5 protein-coding genes and 1 pseudogene are annotated in these 23,296 nt (G+C 58.9%); 3 read left to right on the top strand and 3 right to left on the bottom strand.

What is annotated here, in order from left to right; all coding sequences use genetic code 11:
- Positions 1-41: 41 nt before the first annotated feature.
- Positions 42-1,394, bottom strand: a complete 1,353-nt coding sequence (locus ACVWXD_RS23165) for a TolC family outer membrane protein (RefSeq protein WP_032884990.1) — start codon at positions 1,392-1,394, stop codon at positions 42-44.
- A 346-nt stretch (positions 1,395-1,740) separates the two neighbouring features.
- Between ACVWXD_RS23165 and ACVWXD_RS23160 the strand changes: the two genes are divergently transcribed.
- Positions 1,741-18,864 carry a retention module-containing protein gene (locus tag ACVWXD_RS23160; protein WP_457371350.1) on the top strand — a complete coding sequence of 5,708 codons (17,124 nt, stop codon included), beginning with the start codon at positions 1,741-1,743 and terminating at the stop codon, positions 18,862-18,864.
- Positions 18,865-18,988: 124 nt separating this feature from the next.
- Positions 18,989-19,327, top strand: a complete 339-nt coding sequence (locus ACVWXD_RS23155; RefSeq protein ID WP_032890080.1) for a hypothetical protein — start codon at positions 18,989-18,991, stop codon at positions 19,325-19,327.
- 40 nt (positions 19,328-19,367) lie between these two features.
- On the opposite strand, the pseudogene lapD reads toward ACVWXD_RS23155, so the two are convergent.
- Both lapD and lapG read right to left on the bottom strand, forming a co-directional pair.
- Positions 19,368-21,331, bottom strand: a pseudogene (gene lapD / locus ACVWXD_RS23150) (cyclic di-GMP receptor LapD).
- An 11-nt stretch (positions 21,332-21,342) separates the two neighbouring features.
- Positions 21,343-22,059: a cysteine protease LapG gene (gene lapG, locus ACVWXD_RS23145; RefSeq protein WP_032890085.1), complete on the bottom strand. Its 717-nt coding sequence runs from the start codon at positions 22,057-22,059 to the stop codon at positions 21,343-21,345.
- Between the two features lie 267 nt (positions 22,060-22,326).
- On the opposite strand from lapG, the gene bcsQ reads away from it, so the two are divergent.
- Complete coding sequence (gene bcsQ, locus ACVWXD_RS23140) at positions 22,327-23,286, top strand: cellulose biosynthesis protein BcsQ (RefSeq protein ID WP_032890087.1); 960 nt, start codon at positions 22,327-22,329, stop codon at positions 23,284-23,286.
- Positions 23,287-23,296 lie beyond the last annotated feature (10 nt).

The following is a 23,296-nucleotide window of genomic DNA, read 5'->3' as shown; positions in this document are numbered from 1 at the left end:
ACTCTCTCTTAAACGGTTGTGTGGTCCAACGCCGTCAAGAATCAGTTCATCCCTGGCAGGTTTACCGACGGTTTAATATCGTTTTGCACAACTGATGCCATCGGAGCGACTACGCCCTGACTTCTCAGTAATTGGCCCATGTCGGCCTTAATACGGTACTGGGTGTAAACGTAGAGGCTTTTGATCTGCGCCAAACGTTGCTGAGCGGTGAACAGTTCGTTCTCGCTGTCGAGCAAGTCGAGCAGTGTACGCTCACCGAGGCTGAACTGCTGCTGGTACGAGGTGCGCACTTTGGTGCTGCGGTCGACGTACTGCTGCGCGATCGGCACTTGCTGGCTGGCGTTGTTGTAAGCGTTCCACGCCAGGCCCAATTCTTCGTTCAACTGACGCAAGGCGTTGTTGCGGATATCCAGCGCCTGGGTGGCCTGGGAAGCCTTGGACTGCAGGCTGGCCTTGTCGCTGCCGCCGTTGTACAGGTTGAACTGCATGTTCAGCATCGCGGAGTAGCCATTGTCATGGCCCTCTTCGCCGCCGATGTTGTTGTTGGCCGAACGTTGCAGCACTGCATCAAAGCGCGGGTAGAAGGTCGACTTGGCGGCTTCGTACTGCTTTTCGGCAGCGGCGATGTCCGATTCGGCCGAGCGCAGCACCGGGCTGTCAGCAATCATCTGGCGGCGCGCGTCTTCCAGGCTGGCTGGCAGCAGGGTCACCACGCCCAGTGGGCGTTCCAGTTGGTCGGGCTCTTTGCCGACAACGCTGAGGTAGTTGGTGTTGGCGTCAGCGAGGTTGGTCTGCTCGGTGATCAGGTTGTTTTGCGCCTGAGCCAGTCGGGCTTCAGCCTGGTCCATGTCCGCCATTCTTCCGACGCCACGGCTGGTGCGCAGTTTGATCTGGTCAAAAATGCGTTCGTGGCTCTTCAGGTTGTCTTCTGCCAACTGCACCATCTCGCGACGGGTCAAGACATCCAGATAAACCTGAGCAACGGTCAGTGCGGTGCGCTCGGAAGTATTGAGCAGCGCATACCCACGGGAATTGGCGGTGGCTTGTTGGCGGCCGACTTCATTGATGGTGCCAAACCCCTGGAACAAATTTTGTTGCAGGCGGATGGTCGATTCGCCGCGGTTCAGGGTTTTCCAATCGTGGCTGTTGCTGGCGGCGCGGGTCGAGGTGTTGTCCGAGCTTTCACGGCCATAGCCGCCCAGCAGGTCGACTTTAGGCAGGTAACCGCCCTGGGCCTCTCTGACCTGATAGTCAGCAGCAATGCGCGCATTGATTGCGGCCTGGATCTCCGGGTGGTTTTTCACGGCATCTTGCATGGCTTCGGGCAGGGTCTGAGCCTGGACGAAACTGGCGGCTAGAGCAAAAGGCACAGCTTTAAGAAGGTGCAAACGCATTCTGATGTTTCCCCGGGGATTGGTTGCCTGAAAAACCGCAACAAACTTGGAATATTGCATTGGAGTGGCAACTCGAAATGCCCGTTTTTCTAGGGCGCCGGAGGGCGCAAACAGAAAGTCGCGAGGCCGTTTAAATATCAATGTGACATTACCGGGCGGATTGTTTAGGATGACGCCCAATAGGTCAATACCTTGACGGAAAAGTAATTCTCCTGACGGAACAACAAAATATTGACGCCAAATTTCTTACTTAGAAACTACGTACTCCAGCTATTGAATCGGCACCCATGAGACGGCCGGTCACCTTGATGGATACCCCCTGACGGTAATACACGGAGAGTCTTTTATGAGCAGCGTTGCGGTCGTCAAAAGCATTGTCGGTCAAGTGTTCGCAGTTTCCCCGGAAGGGATTCGCCGCCTGCTTGTAGAAGGGGATCGCCTGTTTGCAGGGGAGCAGGTCGATACCGGTGCTTCGGGTGCCGTGTCGCTGGAACTGGCCGACGGCCGCGTCATCGACCTGGGTCGCGACACTCAGTGGAGCGCGAACGCTCCTGACTCGGTCACCGACCTCAGTGCTGCGACTGCTCAAGCTGCACCGTCCGTTGCCGAACTGCAGCAAGCCATCGCTGCCGGCGCTGACCCTACCCAAGACCTCGAAGCCACCGCTGCCGGCCCGACCTCCGCAGGCGCAGACGGCGCTGCGGGTGGCGGTCACAGTTTTGTTGTGCTGGAAGCCACAGCAGGCGTGGTTGACCCCACCATTGGTTACCCAACGACCGGCTTGAATGCCGGTGACGCCGTAGGCACGACCCAAACCGGTGCCGACAACAACGGCGTAGATCCGCGCAACGTCACCATTACCCTGACCGCCACGCCGAGCATCACCGAAGCCGGTGGCGTAGTCGTTTACACCGTATTCATCACCCAGGCACCGACCAGCGACCTGACCGTCACCTTGTCCAACGGCCTCTCCGTTGTGATCGCCGCGGGCCAGACCTCGGGCGTGCTGAACGTCACTTTCGCCGGTAATGACACGCCTTACCTGGACGCCTCGTCGATCTCCGCCACCATCGCCGGCACCTCCGGTGGCGGCAACCTGATCATCACCACCGACCCGGCGCCAGCAGTCACGCAGATCGCTGACACCATCGACACCACCACCGTCACCCTGACCGCGACCCCGTCGGTGAATGAAGGCGGCCAGATCGTCTACACCGCAACGGTGACCAACGCGGCGCAGACCGACGTTGTGATCAAACTGTCCAACGACCTGACCATCACCATTGAGGCCGGTAAAACCACCGGCACGGTCACTGCCGATACGCCTGCCAACCTGGCTGATGGCAAGAACCTGGCCGTCAGCGTCACGATCACCGAAGCGACTGGCGGTAACTACGAAAACCTTGCAATCAATCCTGAGCCGGCCACTTCCACTGTGGTCGCTGTGGATGATCCAAGCGTGTTGGTCGCCGATACCAACACTATCGTCGAAGATAGCGTCGCGACCGGCAATGTGCTGAGCAACGACAGCGACATCGATAACCAGTTGGCTGTCGCTACCTTCAAAGTGGGCAACACGACCTACAACGCCGGCCAGACTGCTGACATCCAAGGCATTGGTTCCATCACCATCGGTGCTGATGGCGCATACGTGTTTACCCCGGTCAAGGATTACAGCGGCGAAGTGCCGCAGATCGAATACACCACCAACACCGGTTCCAGCAGCACGCTGACGATCACAATCACACCAGTCAACGATGCGCCGCTGATCGACGTGACGGGCACGACCCTGGTCGAAAACACCGCAGTCGCGGGCAGTGTGGCGGGCACGTTTGTTATCAGCGATGCAGAAACACCGGCTGGCCAACTGACCGTCACGTTTACGGGTGACAACAACAAGGATGGCTACTACGCCATCGTCGACAACACCGTTGTGCTGACGCAGAAGGGCGCGGACTACGTCAACGCCGGCAACCAACTGCCGAAGATCGACCTGACGGTTACCGATCCCGAAGGCCTCAACTCCAACGCTGCTGGCCAGCCGACCGTGACCCTGGTCAACGATGTGCCCGTGATTGAAATCACGGCTAACACCATTGTTGAAGAAACGGCGGCGGCGGGCACCGTCGCTGGTACCTTCGTTGCCAAAGACGAAGAAACCCCGCGCGATGGTTTGACCATCAGCTTCACCGCTGGCAGCAACGCTGACGGCTACTACGCCATCTCCGGCAACAACGTAGTCCTGACTGAAAAAGGCGCTGACTTCGTTAACGCCGGCAACCAGCTGCCGAAGATCGACCTGACCGTCACTGACCCTGAAGGCCTGAATTCCACTGGCACCGGTCAACCGACCGTGACCCTGGTCAACGACGTCCCAGTAATTGCTGTCACGCCGACCACCATCATCGAGAACACCGCTGAAGCAGGCACCGTCGCCGGTACCTTCGTTGCCAAAGACGAAGAAACCCCACGCGAAAACCTGAATATCAGCTTCACCGCTGGCACCAACGCTGACGGCTACTACGCCATCTCCGGCAACAACGTAGTCCTGACCGAAAAAGGCGCCGATTTCGTTAACGCCGGCAACCAGCTGCCGAAGATCGACCTGACCGTTACCGATGTTGAAGGCCTGAACTCCACCGGCACCGGTCAACCGACCGTGACGCTGGTTAACGATGTTCCAGTAATTGCTGTCACGCCGACCACCATTGTCGAGAACACCGCTGAAGCAGGCACCGTCGCCGGTACCTTCCTTGCTAAAGACGAAGAAACCCCACGCGAAAACCTGAACATCAGCTTCACCGCTGGCACCAACGCTGACGGCTACTACGCCATCTCCGGCAACAACGTTGTGCTGACCGAAAAAGGTGCTGACTTCGTTAACGCTGGCAACCAGTTGCCGAAGATCGACCTGACCGTTACCGATGTTGAAGGCCTGAACTCCACTGGCACTGGTCAACCGACCGTGACCCTGGTTAACGACGTCCCAGTAATTGCTGTCACGCCGACCACCATCGTCGAGAACACTGCTGAAGCAGGCACCGTTGCTGGTACCTTCGTCGCCAAAGACGAAGAAACACCACGCGAAAACCTGAACATCAGCTTCACCGCTGGCACCAACGCTGACGGCTACTACGCCATCTCCGGCAACAACGTTGTGCTGACCGAAAAAGGCGCCGACTTCGTTAACGCTGGTAACCAGTTGCCGAAGATCGACCTCACCGTCACCGATGTTGAAGGCCTGAATTCCACAGGCACTGGTCAACCGACCGTGACCCTGGTTAACGATGTTCCGGTAATTGCTGTCACGCCGACTACCATCGTCGAGAACACCGCCGAAGCAGGCACCGTCGCCGGTACCTTCGTTGCTAAAGACGAAGAAACCCCACGCGAGAACCTGAACATCAGCTTCACCGCTGGCACCAACGCTGACGGCTACTACGCCATCTCCGGCAACAACGTGGTCCTGACCGAAAAAGGTGCTGACTTCGTTAATGCCGGCAACCAGTTGCCGAAGATCGACCTGACCGTTACTGACGTTGAAGGCCTGAACTCCACTGGCACCGGTCAACCGACCGTGACCCTGGTTAACGACGTCCCAGTAATTGCTGTCACGCCGACCACCATCATCGAGAACACCGCCGAAGCAGGCACCGTCGCCGGTACCTTCGTCGCCAAAGACGAAGAAACCCCACGCGAGAACCTGAACATCAGCTTCACCGCTGGCACCAACGCTGACGGTTACTACGCCATCTCCGGCAACAACGTCGTACTGACCGAAAAAGGCGCCGACTTCGTTAACGCGGGTAACCAGCTGCCGAAGATCGACCTGACCGTCACCGACGTTGAAGGCCTGAACTCCACCGGCACTGGCCAGCCGACCGTAACCCTGGTCAACGATGTACCGCTGATCGACATCACGCCGACTACCATCGTCGAAAACACCGCCGAAGTTGGCACCGTCGCCGGTACCTTCAACGCGCGTGACGAAGAATCTCCGCGTGAAAGCCTGACCATCAGCTTCACCACCGGCACCAACGCTGACGGCTACTACAGCCTCTCCGGCAACAATGTCGTGCTGACCCAAAAAGGCGCCGATTTCGTCAATGCCGGTAATCAGTTGCCAAAAATCGACCTGACCGTCACCGACCCTGAAGGCCTCAATTCCCACAACACCGGCCAGCCGGCTGTCACGCTGGTCGATGACACCCCAACCGCCGTCGACGGCCGCATCGAGGGCAACGAAGACACCTCGATCGAGCTCACTTGGGCGACTTTCGGTGTGCAGGACGAAGATTCCACGAGCCCGGCAGTGGTGTTCACCAGCCTGCCGGCCGGCTCCATCGAATACAAAGTCGACGGTGAGTGGGTCAAGCTCACCACGGCCGATCTGAAAACCGACACCTCGGCGGGCAAGGCCTTCACTCAGGCTGACTTCGATGCCCACAACGTGCGTTACACCCCGGCAGACAACGAGTCGGGCGACAACAGCTTCGGCAACACCGGCGTGGGCAACAAGCAAGGTGATTACACCGAGCTGAAGTTCCAAGCCACCGACGGCAACTCCTACAGCGATACCAAAACCATCACTGTGGATATTCACCCGGTGACGGATGTACCGGTGCTGACCGTCGGCCAAGTGCCAACCGGTCTGACCATTCAAACCTGGACCGGCAGCAACCTGCCGGGCGAGTTGGGCACTAACGGCCAAGGCGTCACCCAGTCCAGCACCCTGATCAAAGTGATCAACGCCCAAACCGCTGACAGCGCCGCCTCCACGGGCGTGACCAGCAATGTAAGCAACGGCAATGTGGCCGAAGGCACCGCGACCAAAGTGTCCGGTCTGGTTTACCTGGAAGCTGGCAAGAGCTACACCTTCACCGGTTCGGCCGACGACAGTCTGGCTATCACCGTGGGCGGCAAGCTGGTCGCTTCCGAAACCTGGAGCCAGGGCAGCGGTATCAACGGGTCGTCCTACACGCCGACCGAGTCGGGTTACTACACCCTCGACATCTACCACTACAACCAGAACGGCCCGGGCAACTACGACGTCAATGTGTCGATCAACAACGGTTCGTCGGTGTCCCTGGGCAACAGTGGCCTGCAGACCTACACCAGTGCGGCCGCGTTGGAAGCCGCAGGCATGGTCCTGGGCGACAGCCACGTTGTGAATGGCGAAGGCTATTACACCGGCAACGTCTACAACCACGGTCTGGAAGACACCGCGATTAAGATCGCGCCGATCACCGCCACTTTTGTCGACACCGACGGCTCGGAATCCCACAAGGTGGAAATCAGCGGCTTGCCGGAAGGCTCCGTGCTCACCGACGGCACTACCGGCCATAGCATCATCTCAACCGGCGCAAACACGCTGTACGACGTGAGCACCTGGAACCTGAGCACCCTGACGGTTACGCCGTTCAAGGACTCGACGGCCAGTTTCGACTTGACCGTGAAGGCCACCGCCAAAGAGTTGAGCACCGGTGTTGAAGAAGTCTCGACCGGCAAGATCAGCGTCGTGGTCACTGCGGTCAACGATGCGCCGGTACTGGGCAATGGTTCGACCAACGCGTTCGGCGACACCTACATCGAGGGCAAACCCGGCGGCTACGTCGCGGCGAACCTGACCATCACCGACGTCGACAACAGCACCTTGCAAAGCGCCAAGGTCACGCTGGTCAACCACTTGGCCGATGACGTGCTGATCGCTGATGTCAGCAACACCAAAATCACCGTCAGCTATGACAAGGACACCGGCGTACTGACCCTGTCCGGTGAAGCGACCAAGGCTGAGTACCAGGAAGTCCTGCGATCGGTGCACTTCGCCAGCGAAAGCGAAGACCCAAGCCCGGCCAACCGTAACCTGACCATCACCGTGAACGACGGCCAGGCGGACTCCGCGCCTGTGACTTCCGTGATCTACGTGGTACCGGTTAACGATGCGCCGGTTATCAGTTTTGACAGCACTAAGTTTGTCGAGCAGAAAGGTGCGGTGGCGCTGGTCGAAAACCTGAGCATCACCGACGTCGACAACAAAACCTTCAGCAAGGTAGTGGTCACCGTTGATCACCTGGTGTCCGGCGATCTGCTCAGCAACGCCGACGTGCTCAAGGCCCTCGCTGTTGCGGGTATCACCATCACCGAAAGCGGCAGCGCCGCCGATGGCAAGATCGTCTACACCCTGACCAGCAACTCGCCAGCCGGCAACAGCGCGGCCGACTTCACCAAGCTGGTTGAAGCGATTACCTTCCAGGCCCCGGGCAACAATCCGGTTGGCACTGATCGCACAGTAACCATCGACGTCACCGATATCGGTGGCGGCAACCTTGACCGTGAGCCGCCGGAAACCAGCAGCGCCACCGGCAAGGTCACCGTCGAGCTATTCAACGATGCACCGACAGCAACCGCCACCTCGGCGGGCGCGGACGAAGACCACGCGGCCACCATCGTACTGAGTGGCGCCGATGTGGACGGTTCCGTTGCCCAGTTCGTCATCACCACCTTGCCGGAAAACGGCAAGCTGTATAGCGACGCCAGCCTGACCACCGAACTCAAGGTCGGTGATTCGGTGCCAGCGGGCGCTGACGGCAAGGCGTCGGTTTACTTCTCCCCAACCGCGGACTGGAGCGGCAATACCGCGCTCACCTTCACCGCGGTCGACAATGCTGGTAAAGCCAGCGTCGAAACCACTGCCCCAGTGACAATCGCCCCGGTTACCGATACCCCGCACCTGGGCCTGCTCGGTGGCGGCGTTGTCAGCGCGATCAACTTCGACAGCGCCCCCATCGGCGGCTCCTGGAGCGTCGTCGCGGTTGGCGATGCCAATAACGCAGCCGGCACCAATCCGAATACCCAATGGCAGACCGGCAACGCCGACGGCAAGGTAGAAATCGGCCAAAGCAGCATTTACGGCGTAGAGACCCCAGGCAATAGCCAGGTCATCGAGCTGGAGAAAAACGCCGGCGACGACGCCAGCCTGTACACCATCATCAAAGCGGAAGGCGGCACCGCGTACACCATCTCGGTCGACTACTCGCCGCGTGCGGGCGCTGAGAACAGCTCGGTGATCGACGTGTTCTGGGGCGGCGTCAAAGTCGGCACCCTGGACACCACTGTCGTTGGCATGAAGACCTACACCTTCACCGTGCCGGTCACCGCTGACGGCGATGCCAAACTCGAATTCAAGGCCCCGGCCGGCGATACCAACAACTCGCTTGGCGGCGTGCTGGACAACATCAGCGTTACCCAGGTGCTGAACACTGGCCTGGAAGACCACGCGATCAAGTTGTCTGCGATTGACGCTTATGCGACCGACAAAGACGGCTCCGAGACGCTGAAGCTGGAAATCAGCGGTATTCCAGAAGGCGCGACCATTTCCGACGGCACGCCGGGCCACAGCTTCACAGCCACGGCTGACGTGCAAAGCATCGATATCAGCACCTGGAACAAGGGCACGCTGGTCTACAACCCGGTACCAAACGCCAATGGCCTGGTGAACCTCACCGTCACCGCCACTGCGCAGGATGGTGATGCGGCGCCTAAGTCCGAGTCGATTACGCTGCCGATCAACGTGATTGCGGTCAACGACCTGCCGGTGATTGATGTCGTAGCGAACCCTCTGGTGGAAGGCTCCGTGGCCGAAGGCACCGTTGCCGGTACCTTTACCGTCAGCGACGTTGAGACCCCGATTGCCGATCTGAAAGTGACCTTCACCGGCGACAGCAACAAAGATGGCTACTACACCCTCCTTGGCAACGCCGTGGTGTTGACCCTGGCGGGCGCGAACTTCGTCAACGCGGGTAACAAACTGCCTGCGATTGACTTGACCGTGACGGATGCCGATAAGGGCAGCTCGCACGATGCTGCAACGCCGGATGTGACGTTGGTCAACGACCTGCCGACCATCGAAGTAACCGCCAATCCATTGGTTGAAGACGCTGTCAGCAAAGACACTGTGGCGGGTTCGTTCACCGTGGGTGACGAAGAAACCCCGGTTGCAAACCTGGTGGTCACCTTCACCGGTGACAGCAATAAAGACGGTTACTACGCCATCGTTGGCAACAACGTTGTTCTGACTCAGGCCGGTGCTGACTTCGTCAACTCAGGGAACAAACTCCCAGCGTTTGACCTGACCGTGACTGATGCTGACAAAGGCAGCGCAACTGCCGCCGCTACTCCGGACGTGACGCTGGTCAACGACCTGCCGACCATCGAAGTAACCGCCAACCCGTTGGTTGAAGACGCTGTCAGCAAAGACACCGTGGCGGGCTCGTTCACCGTGGGTGACGAAGAAACCCCAGTTGCAAACCTGGTGGTCACCTTCACCGGCGACAGCAATAAAGACGGTTACTACGCCATCGTTGGCAACAACGTTGTCCTGACTCAGGCCGGTGCTGACTTCGTTAACGCGGGCAACAAATTGCCAGCGTTCGACCTGACCGTGACTGATGCTGACAAAGGCAGCGCAACTGCCGCCGCTACTCCGGACGTGACGCTGGTCAACGACCTGCCGACCATCGAAGTAACCGCCAATCCGCTGGTTGAAGACGCTGTCAGCAAAGACACCGTGGCGGGCTCGTTCACCGTGGGTGACGAAGAAACCCCAGTTGCCGATTTGAAAGTCACCTTCACCGGCGACAGCAATAAAGACGGTTACTACGCCATCGTTGGCAACAACGTTGTCCTGACTCAGGCCGGTGCTGACTTCGTCAATGCAGGGAACAAACTCCCAGCGTTCGACCTGACTGTGACTGATGCCGACAAGGGCAGCGCAACCGCCGCCGCTACTCCGGACGTGACGCTGGTCAACGACCTGCCGACCATCGAAGTAACCGCCAATCCGTTGGTTGAAGACGCTGTCAGCAAAGACACTGTTGCGGGCTCTTTCACCGTTGGTGACGAAGAAACCCCGGTTGCAAACCTGGTGGTCACCTTCACCGGCGACAGCAATAAAGACGGTTACTACGCCATCGTTGGCAACAACGTTGTCCTGACTCAGGCCGGTGCTGACTTCGTTAACGCGGGCAACAAATTGCCTGCGTTCGATCTGACCGTGACTGATGCTGACAAAGGCAGCGCAACTGCCGCCGCTACTCCGGACGTGACGCTGGTCAACGACCTGCCGACCATCGAAGTAACCGCCAATCCGTTGGTTGAAGACGCTGTCAGCAAAGACACCGTGGCGGGCTCGTTCACCGTGGGTGACGAAGAAACCCCGGTTGCAAACCTGGTGGTCACCTTCACCGGTGACAGCAATAAAGACGGTTACTACGCCATCGTTGGCAACAACGTTGTCCTGACTCAGGCCGGTGCTGACTTCGTCAATGCAGGGAACAAACTCCCAGCGTTCGACCTGACTGTGACTGATGCCGACAAAGGCAGCGCAACTGCCGCCGCTACTCCGGACGTGACGCTGGTCAACGACCTGCCGACCATCGAAGTAACCGCCAATCCGTTGGTTGAAGACGCTGTCAGCAAAGACACTGTGGCGGGCTCGTTCACCGTGGGTGACGAAGAAACCCCAGTTGCCGATTTGAAAGTCACCTTCACCGGTGACAGCAATAAAGACGGTTACTACGCCATCGTTGGCAACAACGTTGTCCTGACTCAGGCCGGTGCTGACTTCGTTAACGCGGGCAACAAATTGCCAGCGTTCGATCTGACCGTGACTGATGCTGACAAAGGCAGCGCAACTGCCGCCGCTACTCCGGACGTGACGCTGGTCAACGACCTGCAGACCATCGAAGTAACCGCCAATCCGTTGGTTGAAGACGCTGTCAGCAAAGACACCGTGGCGGGCTCGTTCACCGTGGGTGACGAAGAAACTCCAGTTGCCGACTTGAAAGTCACCTTCACCGGCGACAGCAATAAAGACGGTTACTACGCCATCGTTGGCAACAACGTTGTCCTGACTCAGGCCGGTGCTGACTTTGTTAATGCGGGCAATAAACTGCCAGCGTTCGATCTGACCGTGACTGATGCAGACAAAGGCAGCGCGAACGCCGCCGCTACTCCAGATGTCACCCTGGTCAACGACATCCCGGTTATCACCGTGGCTGCGACCACTATCGTGGAGAACAGCGCCAAAGTCGGCACCGTCGCCGGTAGCTTCGTTGCTACCGACGAAGAAACGCCTACTGCCAGCCTGAAAGTCACCTTCACCACCGGCACCAATACTCAGGGTTACTACACCCTGTCTGGCACTAATGTTGTGCTGACGCAGAAGGGCGCGGACTTCGTCAACGCCGGCAACCAGTTGCCGAAAATTGACCTGACCGTCACCGATGCTGACAACGCCACTTCGCACAGCGATGCTCAGCCGGTCGTTACTTTGGTCAACGACATCCCGGTCATCACCGTGGCTGCTACCACCATTGTCGAGAACAGCGCCAAAGTCGGCACCGTCGCCGGTAGCTTCGTAGCAACTGACGAAGAAACCCCGACGGCCAGCCTGAAAGTTGATTTCACCACCGGCACCAATACTCAGGGTTACTACACCCTGTCCGGCACTAACGTTGTGCTGACGCAGAAGGGCGCTGATTTCGTCAACGCCGGCAACCAGTTGCCGAAAATTGACCTGACCGTCACCGACGCCGACAACGCTACTTCGCACAGCGATGCTCAGCCGGTCGTTACTTTGGTAAACGACATCCCGGTTATCACCGTGGCTGCGACCACCATTGTCGAGAACAGCGCCAAAGTCGGCACCGTCGCCGGTAGCTTCGTAGCAACTGACGAAGAAACCCCGACGGCCAGCCTGAAAGTTGATTTCACCACCGGCACCAATACTCAGGGTTACTACACCCTGTCCGGTACCAACGTTGTGCTGACGCAGAAGGGTGCGGACTTCGTCAACGCCGGTAATCAACTGCCGAAAATTGACCTGACCGTCACCGATGCTGACAACGCCACTTCGCACAGCGATGCTCAGCCGGTTGTTACTTTGGTCAACGACATCCCGGTTATCACCGTGGCTGCGACTACCATCGTGGAGAACAGCGCCAAAGTCGGCACCGTCGCCGGTAGCTTCGTAGCAACTGACGAAGAAACCCCGACGGCCAGCCTGAAAGTTGATTTCACCACCGGCACCAATACTCAGGGCTACTACACCCTGTCTGGCACTAACGTTGTGCTGACGCAGAAGGGCGCGGACTTCGTCAACGCCGGTAATCAACTGCCGAAAATTGACCTGACCGTCACCGACGCCGACAACGCCACTTCGCACAGCGATGCTCAGCCGGTCGTTACTTTGGTCAACGACATCCCGGTTATCACCGTGGCTGCTACCACCATTGTTGAGAACAGCGCCAAAGTCGGCACCGTCGCCGGTAGCTTCGTTGCTACCGACGAAGAAACGCCTACTGCCAGCCTGAAAGTTGATTTCACCACCGGCACCAATACTCAGGGTTACTACACCCTGTCCGGTACCAACGTTGTGCTGACGCAGAAGGGCGCTGATTTCGTCAACGCCGGCAACCAGTTGCCGAAAATTGACCTGACCGTCACCGACGCCGACAACGCCACTTCGCATAGCGATGCTCAGCCGGTCGTTACTTTGGTCAACGACATCCCGGTTATCACCGTGGCTGCTACCACCATTGTTGAGAACAGCGCCAAAGTCGGCACTATCGCCGGTAGCTTCGTAGCAACTGACGAAGAAACCCCGACGGCCAGCCTGAAAGTTGATTTCACCACCGGCACCAATACTCAGGGTTACTACACCCTGTCTGGTACCAACGTTGTGCTGACGCAGAAGGGCGCGGACTTCGTCAACGCCGGTAATCAACTGCCGAAAATTGACCTGACCGTCACCGACGCCGACAACGCCACTTCGCATAGCGATGCTCAGCCGGTCGTTACTTTGGTCAACGACATCCCGGTTATCACCGTGGCTGCGACCACCATTGTCGAGAACAGCGCCAAAGTCGGCACCGTCGCCGGTAGCTTCGTAGCAACTGACGAAGAAACCCCGACGGCCAGCCTGAAAGTTGATTTCACCACCGGCACCAATACTCAGGGTTACTACACCCTGTCCGGTACCAACGTTGTGCTGACGCAGAAGGGTGCGGACTTCGTCAACGCCGGTAATCAACTGCCGAAAATTGACCTGACCGTCACCGACGCCGACAACGCCACTTCGCACAGCGATGCTCAGCCGGTCGTTACTTTGGTCAACGACATCCCGGTTATCACCGTGGCTGCTACCACCATTGTTGAGAACAGCGCCAAAGTCGGCACCGTCGCCGGTAGCTTCGTTGCTACCGACGAAGAAACGCCTACTGCCAGCCTGAAAGTTGATTTCACCACCGGCACCAATACTCAGGGTTACTACACCCTGTCTGGCACTAATGTTGTGCTGACGCAGAAGGGCGCGGACTTCGTCAACGCCGGTAATCAACTGCCGAAAATTGACCTGACCGTCACCGACGCCGACAACGCCACTTCGCACAGCGATGCTCAGCCGGTCGTTACTTTGGTCAACGACATCCCGGTTATCACCGTGGCTGCTACCACCATTGTTGAGAACAGCGCCAAAGTCGGCACCGTCGCCGGTAGCTTCGTTGCTACCGACGAAGAAACGCCTACTGCCAGCCTGAAAGTTGATTTCACCACCGGCACCAATACTCAGGGTTACTACACCTTGTCCGGTACCAACGTTGTGCTGACGCAGAAGGGTGCGGACTTCGTCAACGCCGGTAATCAACTGCCGAAAATTGACCTGACCGTCACCGACGCCGACAACGCCACTTCGCACAGCGATGCTCAGCCGGTTGTTACTTTGGTCAACGACATCCCGGTTATCACCGTGGCTGCTACCACCATTGTCGAGAACAGCGCCAAAGTCGGCACCGTCGCCGGTAGCTTCGTTGCTACCGACGAAGAAACGCCTACTGCCAGCCTGAAAGTCACCTTCACCACCGGCACCAATACTCAGGGTTACTACACCCTGTCTGGCACTAATGTTGTGCTGACGCAGAAGGGCGCTGATTTCGTCAACGCCGGCAACCAGTTGCCGAAAATTGACCTGACCGTCACCGACGCCGACAACGCCACTTCGCACAGCGATGCTCAGCCGGTCGTTACTTTGGTCAACGACATCCCGGTTATCACCGTGGCTGCGACCACCATTGTTGAGAACAGCGCCAAAGTCGGCACCGTCGCCGGTAGCTTCGTTGCTACCGACGAAGAAACGCCTACTGCCAGCCTGAAAGTCACCTTCACCACCGGCACCAATACTCAGGGTTACTACACCCTGTCTGGCACTAACGTTGTGCTGACGCAGAAGGGCGCGGACTTCGTCAACGCCGGTAATCAACTGCCGAAAATTGACCTGACCGTCACCGACGCAGACAACGCCACTTCGCACAGCGATGCTCAGCCGGTCGTTACTTTGGTCAACGACATCCCGGTTATCACCGTGGCTGCGACCACCATCGTGGAGAACACCGCCAAAGTTGGCACAGTGGCCGGTACTTTCTCGGCAAGCGACGAAGAAACACCGGTCGCCCAACTGAAGATCACCTTCACCACCGGCACCAATTCGGATGGCTACTACAGCCTGTCCGGCACCAACGTTGTGCTGACGCAGAAGGGCGCGGACTACGTCAACTCCGGTCATCAGTTGCCGAAAATTGACCTGACCGTCACCGACGCCGACAACGCCACTTCGCACAGCGATGCTCAGCCGGTTGTTACTTTGGTCAACGACATCCCGGTTATCACCGTGGCTGCCACCACCATTGTTGAGAACACCGCCAAAGTTGGCACCGTGGCCGGTACTTTCTCGGCAAGCGACGAAGAAACACCGGTCGCCCAACTGAAGATCACCTTCACCACCGGCACCAATTCGGATGGCTATTACAGCCTGTCCGGCACCAACGTTGTGCTGACGCAGAAGGGCGCGGACTACGTCAACTCCGGTCATCAGTTGCCGAAGATTGACCTGACCGTCACTGACGCTGACGGCGCCAACTCACACAGCACTGGTCAGCCGACCGTGACGTTGGTCGACGACACTCCGATCGCCAGCAACGGCTACATCCAGGGCGACGAAGACACCCCGATCGAATTGACCTGGGCGACCTTCGGCGTCAGCGATGAGGACTCCACAAACCCGAAAGTGGTGTTCACCAGCCTGCCTGCCGGTTCCATCGAGTACTACTCCAACGGCGCGTGGGTCAAACTCAGCGCGACTGATCTGAAAACCGATACCTCTGCCGGTAAGTCGTTCAGCCAGGCGGACTTCGACGGCCACAACGTGCGTTACACCCCGGCAGCCAACGAATCGGGTGACAACACCTTCGTGGGCACAGGTGTGGGCAACAAGCAGACCGATTACACCCAGCTGCAATTCCAGGCTACCGACGGCAATTCCTACAGCGACACCAAGGTCATCACCGTGGATATCCACCCGGTGGCGGATGTGCCGGTTGTGACGGTTGGCGCGTTCGGCGCTGTTCCTACAGGCTTGGTCATTCAAACCTGGACTGGCGGCACTCTGCGCACTGATCTGGGGACCAACGGTAACGGTGTGGTCAATTCCAGCGATCTGATCCGTGTGATCGACGCCAAGACCGCTGCCAGCGCCGTCACCACCGGCGTGACCAGCAGCGTCAGCAACAGCAATGTGGCAGACGGTACCGCGACCAAAGTCTCCGGCTTGATTTACCTGGAAGCCGGCAAGAGCTACACCTTCACAGGTACGGCCGACGACAGCCTGGCAATCACCGTGGGCGGCAAGTTGGTTGCCACCGAGACGTGGAGCAAGGGCAGCGCGATTACCGGGTCGAGCTACACCCCGACCGAGTCGGGCTACTACACCCTGGATATCTACCACTACAACCAGGCAGGCGCGGGCAACTACGACGTCAATGTGTCGATCAACAACGGCGTGTCGATGTCCCTGGGCAACAGCGGCCTGCAGACCTACACCAGCGTGGACGCGTTGAAAGCCGCCGGTGCGGTGCTCGGCGATAGCCATATCGTCAACGGCGAAGGTTATTACACTGGCTACGTCTACAACCGTGGTCTGGAAGACACCGCGATCAAGGTCAGCCCGATCACTACCACGTTTGTCGACAACGACGGCTCGGAGTCGCACAAGGTGGAAATCAGCGGCTTGCCAGCCGGCACCGTGATTACCGACGGCAACACTGGGCACAGCATCACGTCGAACGGCAGCGGCACGCTCTACGATGTCAGCACCTGGAACCTGAAAACCCTGACCGTTACGCCGCTCAAGGATTCGACCGCCAGCTTCGACCTCACCGTGAAAGCCACGGCCACGGAGCTGAGCACTGGCGCTTCGGCGGTGACGACCGGCAAAGTGAGCATCGTGATCACTGCGGTCAACGATGCCCCAACCCTGGACCTGAGCACGGCTGACGGCGCTGTCGCCACCGGCTACAACACCGCGTACACCGAACGCAGCACCACGGGTGTGGCGATTACCGGCAGCGTGGCCATTGGCGACGTCGACAGCACGCAGATGCAAAGTGCGACCATCACCCTGAAAAACGCCAGTTCGGGCGATGTGCTGAGCTCCAGTCTGGTAGCGGTGGGTGGTACCTACAAAGGCATCACCGTGACCAGCGTCGGGACTGACGTCAGCGGCAAGATCGTGCTGACCCTGTCGGGCGTGGCGGATGCGGCGACCTACAAGACGCTGCTTGAGTCGTTCCAGTACTCCAGCACCAGCAAGTACCCGACGCTGGGCGACCGCATCATTGATGTCGCGGTGACTGACAATGAGGGTGGCAACAGCCTGAGTTCGTTGGCGGCAACGACCACCATCACGGTCAAGCCTCAGGTCTACACCCCTGTTACGGAAGGCGGCGCTGCGGTGGATACCATCGACCTGGGCTCCACCTCGACCCACAACATCGTGATTGGCGACAAAGGTGGCATCACCACCCCGGGCACCAACTACAACATCGCGTTCATCGTTGACACCTCGGGCAGTATCGGCTCGAGCGCGATGACTTCGATCAAGTCCCAGTTGTCGACCATCTTCGATACCCTGATCGCCAACGCCAAGTTGACCGGTTCGGGTGTGGTGAAAGTGTTGCTGGTGGACTTCGATACCAAGGTCGAATCGCAAGTGTCGGTCAACCTGGCTGACCAGGCGGCTGCCAAGGATGCGTTGCAGGCTGTGTTGAACAACATGAGCTCCAACTCGACAGACGTGACCAACTACCAGGACGCCTTCAACACTGCGACGGCCTGGTTCAAGAGCTCTGAAGCGACCAGCAACGCCAGTGCGAAGAACCTGACGTACTTCATTACCGACGGTGCGCCGAACGTCTACAACGAAACTTACGACGACATCACTCTTGGCGCGACCAGCCGCAACGGCAATACGGTTTACTTCGACAGCAAGGTCAATAGCAAAAGCTACACCCTGGGCCAGTCCGCTGAGGTCACCGCAACGATCTACGGCAAGACCCAGGTCATCGTTGACAGCGAAGGCAAGGTCTATTCGTACAGTTCGTCCGGCGCCAAGACCTTTGAAGGTTATGTCGTGTCCGATGGCCGCGGTGGTTTCGACGTGGCGGGGGCTAGCAACTACTATTACAACTATCCGTTGGAGGCGGCCAAAGCCGCTTACGCCGCGCTGACCACTGCGGTCAAGGGCGGGGTTGAGGTTCAGGCCATCGGCCTGGGCAGCAGCGTCGACAAGGACATGTTGCAGAAGTACTTCGATACCGACAAAACGGTCAGCACGATCGACACCGCGAAGCTGGCGGACACCATTACCGGCCACACCGCCGATACCGGTGCCGACAACGTTTCCGGCGGTTCGGGCAACGACATCATCTTCGGCGACCTGATCAGCTACAAAGGCCAGGAAGGCAGCGCGGCACTCAAGGCATTCGCCGCCGAGAAGCTGGCGACCACGGTCGATCAGATCGACGACCGCACCTTGCATCAGTACATCACTGAGCATGTGCAGGACGTCGGTGCTTTGGCCAACGCGTCGAACATCTACGGCACCAACGATGGCGGCGACACCCTGATCGGCAACGCCGGCGATGACATCCTGTTCGGCCAGGGCGGTAACGACACGCTCTCCGGCGGCGCAGGCAATGACATCCTGGTGGGCGGCAAAGGCAACGACATCCTCACCGGTGGCGCGGGTGCCGATACTTTTGTGTGGCTCAAAGGCGACACCAACACCAACGGTGGCTTTGATCGCATCACTGACTTCAAACACGGTGAAGGCGACAAGCTGGACCTGTCCGACCTGCTGCAAGGCAATAACGACACCAACTTGTCGAGCTACCTGAGGCTGACCACCGATTCGTCGGGCAACTCGACGCTGAGCGTGAGCAGCACCGGGTCGTTCACCGGCACCAGTGGCGGCACGGCTGATGTCACGATCAAAGTGGATGGCGCCAGTTGGGGCTCGGGTTCCGCCGCGATCAATAGCCTGATCGCCGGTGGCGACTTGACCGTCAAGCACCACGACTGATCACCATGGGGGCGGCAATCTTTAGGGATTGGCGCCCCCATGGCATCCGCTTCGGCGAAATGTGTGTAATCTCTGTGGGAGCCGTGTGCGGCGCCTGCAGGGATTTTTTATTGGGAGAGGGCTGATGTTCTACGTGCTACGCGATCAATACAACGCTTTGGTGCGTGTCGAGGCGCAGGCCTTCGCTGAAGCCACTGAGACGCTACCGGCGGACCATCACGAGATCCAGGCGTGGTTTGCCGACGATGAGATCGAGACCAGCCTCAAGCAGCTCAAGAGCAGTGACCTTGAGATGATCCGCGTACTGGACGACTTGATTCAGGTGCTGATCACCAAGAACGTAATGAGCATCACCGACTTGCCGCCGGCGGCGCAGACCAAGTTCCTGGAACGCACCCAGGCCCGGGCGGCGCTGGGCGGTTTGAGCGAGCTGATCAATGATGATGAAACTGGCTTGATTTGACGCGCACCTCCTTCACGGCCTAACCGTCAAGGAGGCGTGATTATTCTGTGCTCCACTTCCAGGGCGCCGGTTCACCGACCAGTTGGCCTTGCACCCCTTCAATCCCCATCTCGCGGATCACCCGCAACTCACCCTCGGTTTCCACGCGCTCGGCAATCAGCGGCAGATCAATGCTGTGGGCCGCTCGCTGGATGGCCTCGATAAAGAAGCGCTTGTGGCTTTCCTGGTCAATGTCGCGGATGTAACTGCCGTCGATTTTGAGGTAGGCCAGGCCTAGATGCGCGAGGTTACCGATCATGCTAAAGCGCCCGCCGAAGCGTTGCAGGCCAAGGCTGTAGCCCAGACCGCGCATGCGCCGGATCAGGCGTTCCAGTTGTGCCTGTTCGGGGACTTGCTCCTCGCCGATTTCCAGGGTCAGGCGCTCGCCCAGCAACGGGTGTTGCGACAGGCGCTCGAACATGTGCTCCAGGGCTTGCGGGTCGTTCAGGGTAGCCGCCGACAGGTTCAGTGCGACCGATTGATTGTGCTGGCCCAAGTGTTTGATCACCAGATCGAGCATTACCTGGTCGAGCCGCGCGGTCCAACCGAAGCGCTCCAGCCACGGTAGGAAATGCCCGGCGGCGATGGTCTGGTCCTGATTGTCGAGCAAGCGCGACAGCACTTTGTAATGCAGGACCTGACGGGTATCGCTGCTGCTCACCACCGGCTGGAAGAACAGGCGGAAGCGACCCTGGCTCAGCGCATTGTCGAGCAGGGTGTGCCAGCTATGCGGGTCGTCACTGACGGTGTCGAGGGTTTGATGTGACAGGCAGACCCAGCTTTGCAGGCTGTTGGCTTCGGCCTGGGTGAGCGCTTGGTCAGCCAGCATCAGCAGGTCTGCCGAGGCGTCGCCGGGGTTGTAAGGGGCCAGGCCGATGTGGGCCACGGTGGGCGTGTCGGTGGCGCCGGTTTCGTGCAGGCTTTGCAAGGTGGTTTCCAGTTCCTGGGCCAACTGCACTGCTTCGTCGCGCACCAAGCCTGGCGCGAGCACGGCGAACTCGCCACCGCCACCCGGCTGCGGGTGATCAGGTTATTGGTTTCCGGGTATTTGGCACAGGTACGCACCAGTTGTTGGCTGACGGCTTGCAGCAACTGGTCGGTGCGTTGCCCGCCCAGACGCTGATTGAGGCCGCCCAGGTCGTTGACCCGCAACATCAGCAGGTAGCCTGAACTGGACTCCTCCATGTTGCTGACCCGCGATTGCAACTGCATCTCGAAATAACGACGGTTCGCCAGGCCGGTCAGGCTGTCCTGGTAGGACTCCACCCGCAGCTTCTCGCTGCGTTCGGTCTGCTCGTGGAACAGCGCCTTGAGTTTCTCCACCATCTGGTTCATGGCCTGCACCACGCGGCGTAATTCCGGGGTGCGGGGCAGGTCGGGCAAGCTGAGGAACTCACGACGCGCGATGGCGTGGGACTGCTCGACCATATAGTCCAACGGTTTCAGCTGGCGACGCAGCAACAGCGCGCCCAGCACTGCACTCGCGGCGCCGCAGATCAACAGCCAACCCAGGCTGCCGAGCGCGCTTTGCCAGAGTTTGGCCAGGGCAAACATCGGGTGACTGACCACCTCAACCCGCGCCGCCTGCTGCCAGCCACGGCTGACAATGGCATCGCCGCCAGCCGGCGCGAGGCCGATCATCTTCACGAACCAAGCCGGCACGCTGCTGGCATCCGGCTCGGCGGCCCGCTCCACCAGGACCTGGTCATTGCTCAGGTCCACCACACGGATGCTTGCGTAGTAGCCACTGTCAAAGATCGAGCTGACCATCAGTTCGGTCATCGCCGGGTCATCGATGTTCGGCGTCAACGACAGGGCCAGCGCCGTGGCCGCGTCCTGCGCGTGGGAGCGCAGTTGGTTGACGTACTGGGTACGCGAACTCTCAAGGCTGACGAAGAAGCTACCGCTGAACGCGACCACCAGGAACACGCAGATAGCGATCAGCAATTGTTTGAACAGTGACATCGTAGCTCCTGTTAATTATCCGAACTGGCCGGAAACCCTTCAGCGGTCATTTTTTTCAAGACATCCTGCCAACGTGACAGGCGCTTGGTGTCACCGACTTTTTTGTTGCCCGCCGCGCCGGTCAACCACAGCCCTTCACCGTTGAACGCGTACACCGGCAGCAAATCCGCGCGCTGGCTGGCGGGCAAAATGGCGTCCATCAGGCTGTCCAGTACCAAGGGCATGGCTTCGGGGCTGGCATAGTACGTCAGCACCATGTGCGCGCGATTCTGGCGTAACGCTTTAACGTAGGTAATGCGCAGTTTTTCGGCGGGGACGCCCAAGTGACGCAGGCTGAAGTACTTGGCGATGGCGTAGTCTTCGCAGTCGCCTGCGCCTTTCCACAGGGACTGAATAGGGGTCGCCCAATAATCAATCTCGTGCCACAGGTCGATGTCTTCCTCGTAGCGCAACTGGCGGTTGAAGAACAGATTCACCACTTTGAGCTGCTCGGCCTCACCCACTTGCTTCTGCGTTGACAGCAATTGCTGCCATGCATCAATGCGCTGACGCCCGGGGCCTAGTGGCCCGTAAAGCGACTCGGCGCGGCGGCTGATTTGGCTGAAATCCCAGTCGGCGAGCAAATCGCCCAGCAGGCCGCCACCCAGCAACAGCGTGATGGCGAGGCCGTACAGAATCCGAGGGAATTTAAAGCGTATCGCCACTGCGATTACCCAAGCTTGCAGCATTGAAGGTGCGGCAATGGTGCGGTGATAGCGGGTAAAAAACAATGGCACGATGAAATCACTGCCAGTGAATTGTAGTAAAAGTCCGTCAGTAAATTGGCTGTTTTCCGCTCGTCTGAAAGGGCGGTGGTAATTTCATCAAAATAATGACACTTCTTTAACGCTGTCACAGAATGAAGCCATGAGAACGCCTACAAAAAGACCTGCGGCGAAGCCATACCTTGCCGACCTTTTCACGTCTTTATATGGCGCCGTGAAGGAGCTCCGGCCATGAGCCGCACTGATGATCTATTTGCCCTGTTCGGCAAGAGCGTTTCCCGTGATCCGAAGGGAAGAAACGCTCGCCTGCATTTTTTCGGCAGCGTTCCCTTCGACGATGGCACTCGGGTGAACCATAAAGATGGCTCGCGCATGAGTACTCATGCGTCCCACGCCAATGAACATCATCACAATGAGCCACTGACCACGCTACGCCCGACGGTAGTGGCGCTGGTGTCCATCAATGGTGGTGTTGGCCGCAGTACGCTGGCCACGGCACTGAGCAGCGGTTTGCAGCGCCTGGGTGAGTCGGTCGTGGCATTGGACCTGGATCCCCAGAATGCTTTGCGCCAGCACTTTGGTGTTGATCATGAGCTACCCGGTGTGGGTCGCAGTAGTCTGCTCAACGCGCCATGGAGGACCATCCTGCAATCGGGTTTTGCCGGTTGCCAGGTCATTCCCTTTGGCGACACCGACACCCAGCAAAGGGAAAACCTGCAACGCTGGTTGACCCGCGAGCCGAAGTGGCTGACCCAGCGCCTGTCGGCATTGGGGCTGAGTGAACGGCACACAGTCATCGTCGATACCCCCGCAGGTGACAACGTTTATCTCCATCAAGCACTGAGCGTGGCTGACATCGTGCTGGTCGTCGCCCAACCGAATGCCGCTTGCCTCGGCACCCTGGACCAATTGGATGAGTTGCTGGCGCCTCATCTTGAGCGTGAGCGTCCACCGCGTTGCCACTTGGTGATCAACCAACTGGACGAAAACTCGACGTTCAACCTGGAAATGCTCGACGCCTTCAAGTTGCGCCGAGGTGAGTACCCGCTGGAAGTCGTGCACCGTGATCCGGCGATCAGCGAAGGCTTGGCCTTTTCTACGGACCCTTTGGACAACACGGCGACGAGCCTGGCCGGTGACGATATCACCGACCTTTGCCGGTTATTGATCGCTCGCAGAAAACGCGTTTAAAGCGCGGTTT

The sequence above is a fragment of the Pseudomonas sp. TE3911 genome, assembly GCF_054062775.1.
This window is presented reverse-complemented; position numbering and strand designations above follow the sequence as displayed.

Bases quoted from the DNA above. Each gene is read 5' to 3' on its own strand.
- ACVWXD_RS23160 (WP_457371350.1), top strand. From the start codon at position 1,741: ATGAGCAGCGTTGCGGTCGTCAAAAGCATTGTCGGTCAAGTGTTCGCA.
- ACVWXD_RS23155 (WP_032890080.1), top strand. From the start codon at position 18,989: ATGTTCTACGTGCTACGCGATCAATACAACGCTTTGGTGCGTGTCGAG.
- ACVWXD_RS23165 (WP_032884990.1), bottom strand. From the start codon at position 1,394: ATGCGTTTGCACCTTCTTAAAGCTGTGCCTTTTGCTCTAGCCGCCAGT.
- lapG (WP_032890085.1), bottom strand. From the start codon at position 22,059: ATGCTGCAAGCTTGGGTAATCGCAGTGGCGATACGCTTTAAATTCCCT.
- bcsQ (WP_032890087.1), top strand. From the start codon at position 22,327: ATGAGCCGCACTGATGATCTATTTGCCCTGTTCGGCAAGAGCGTTTCC.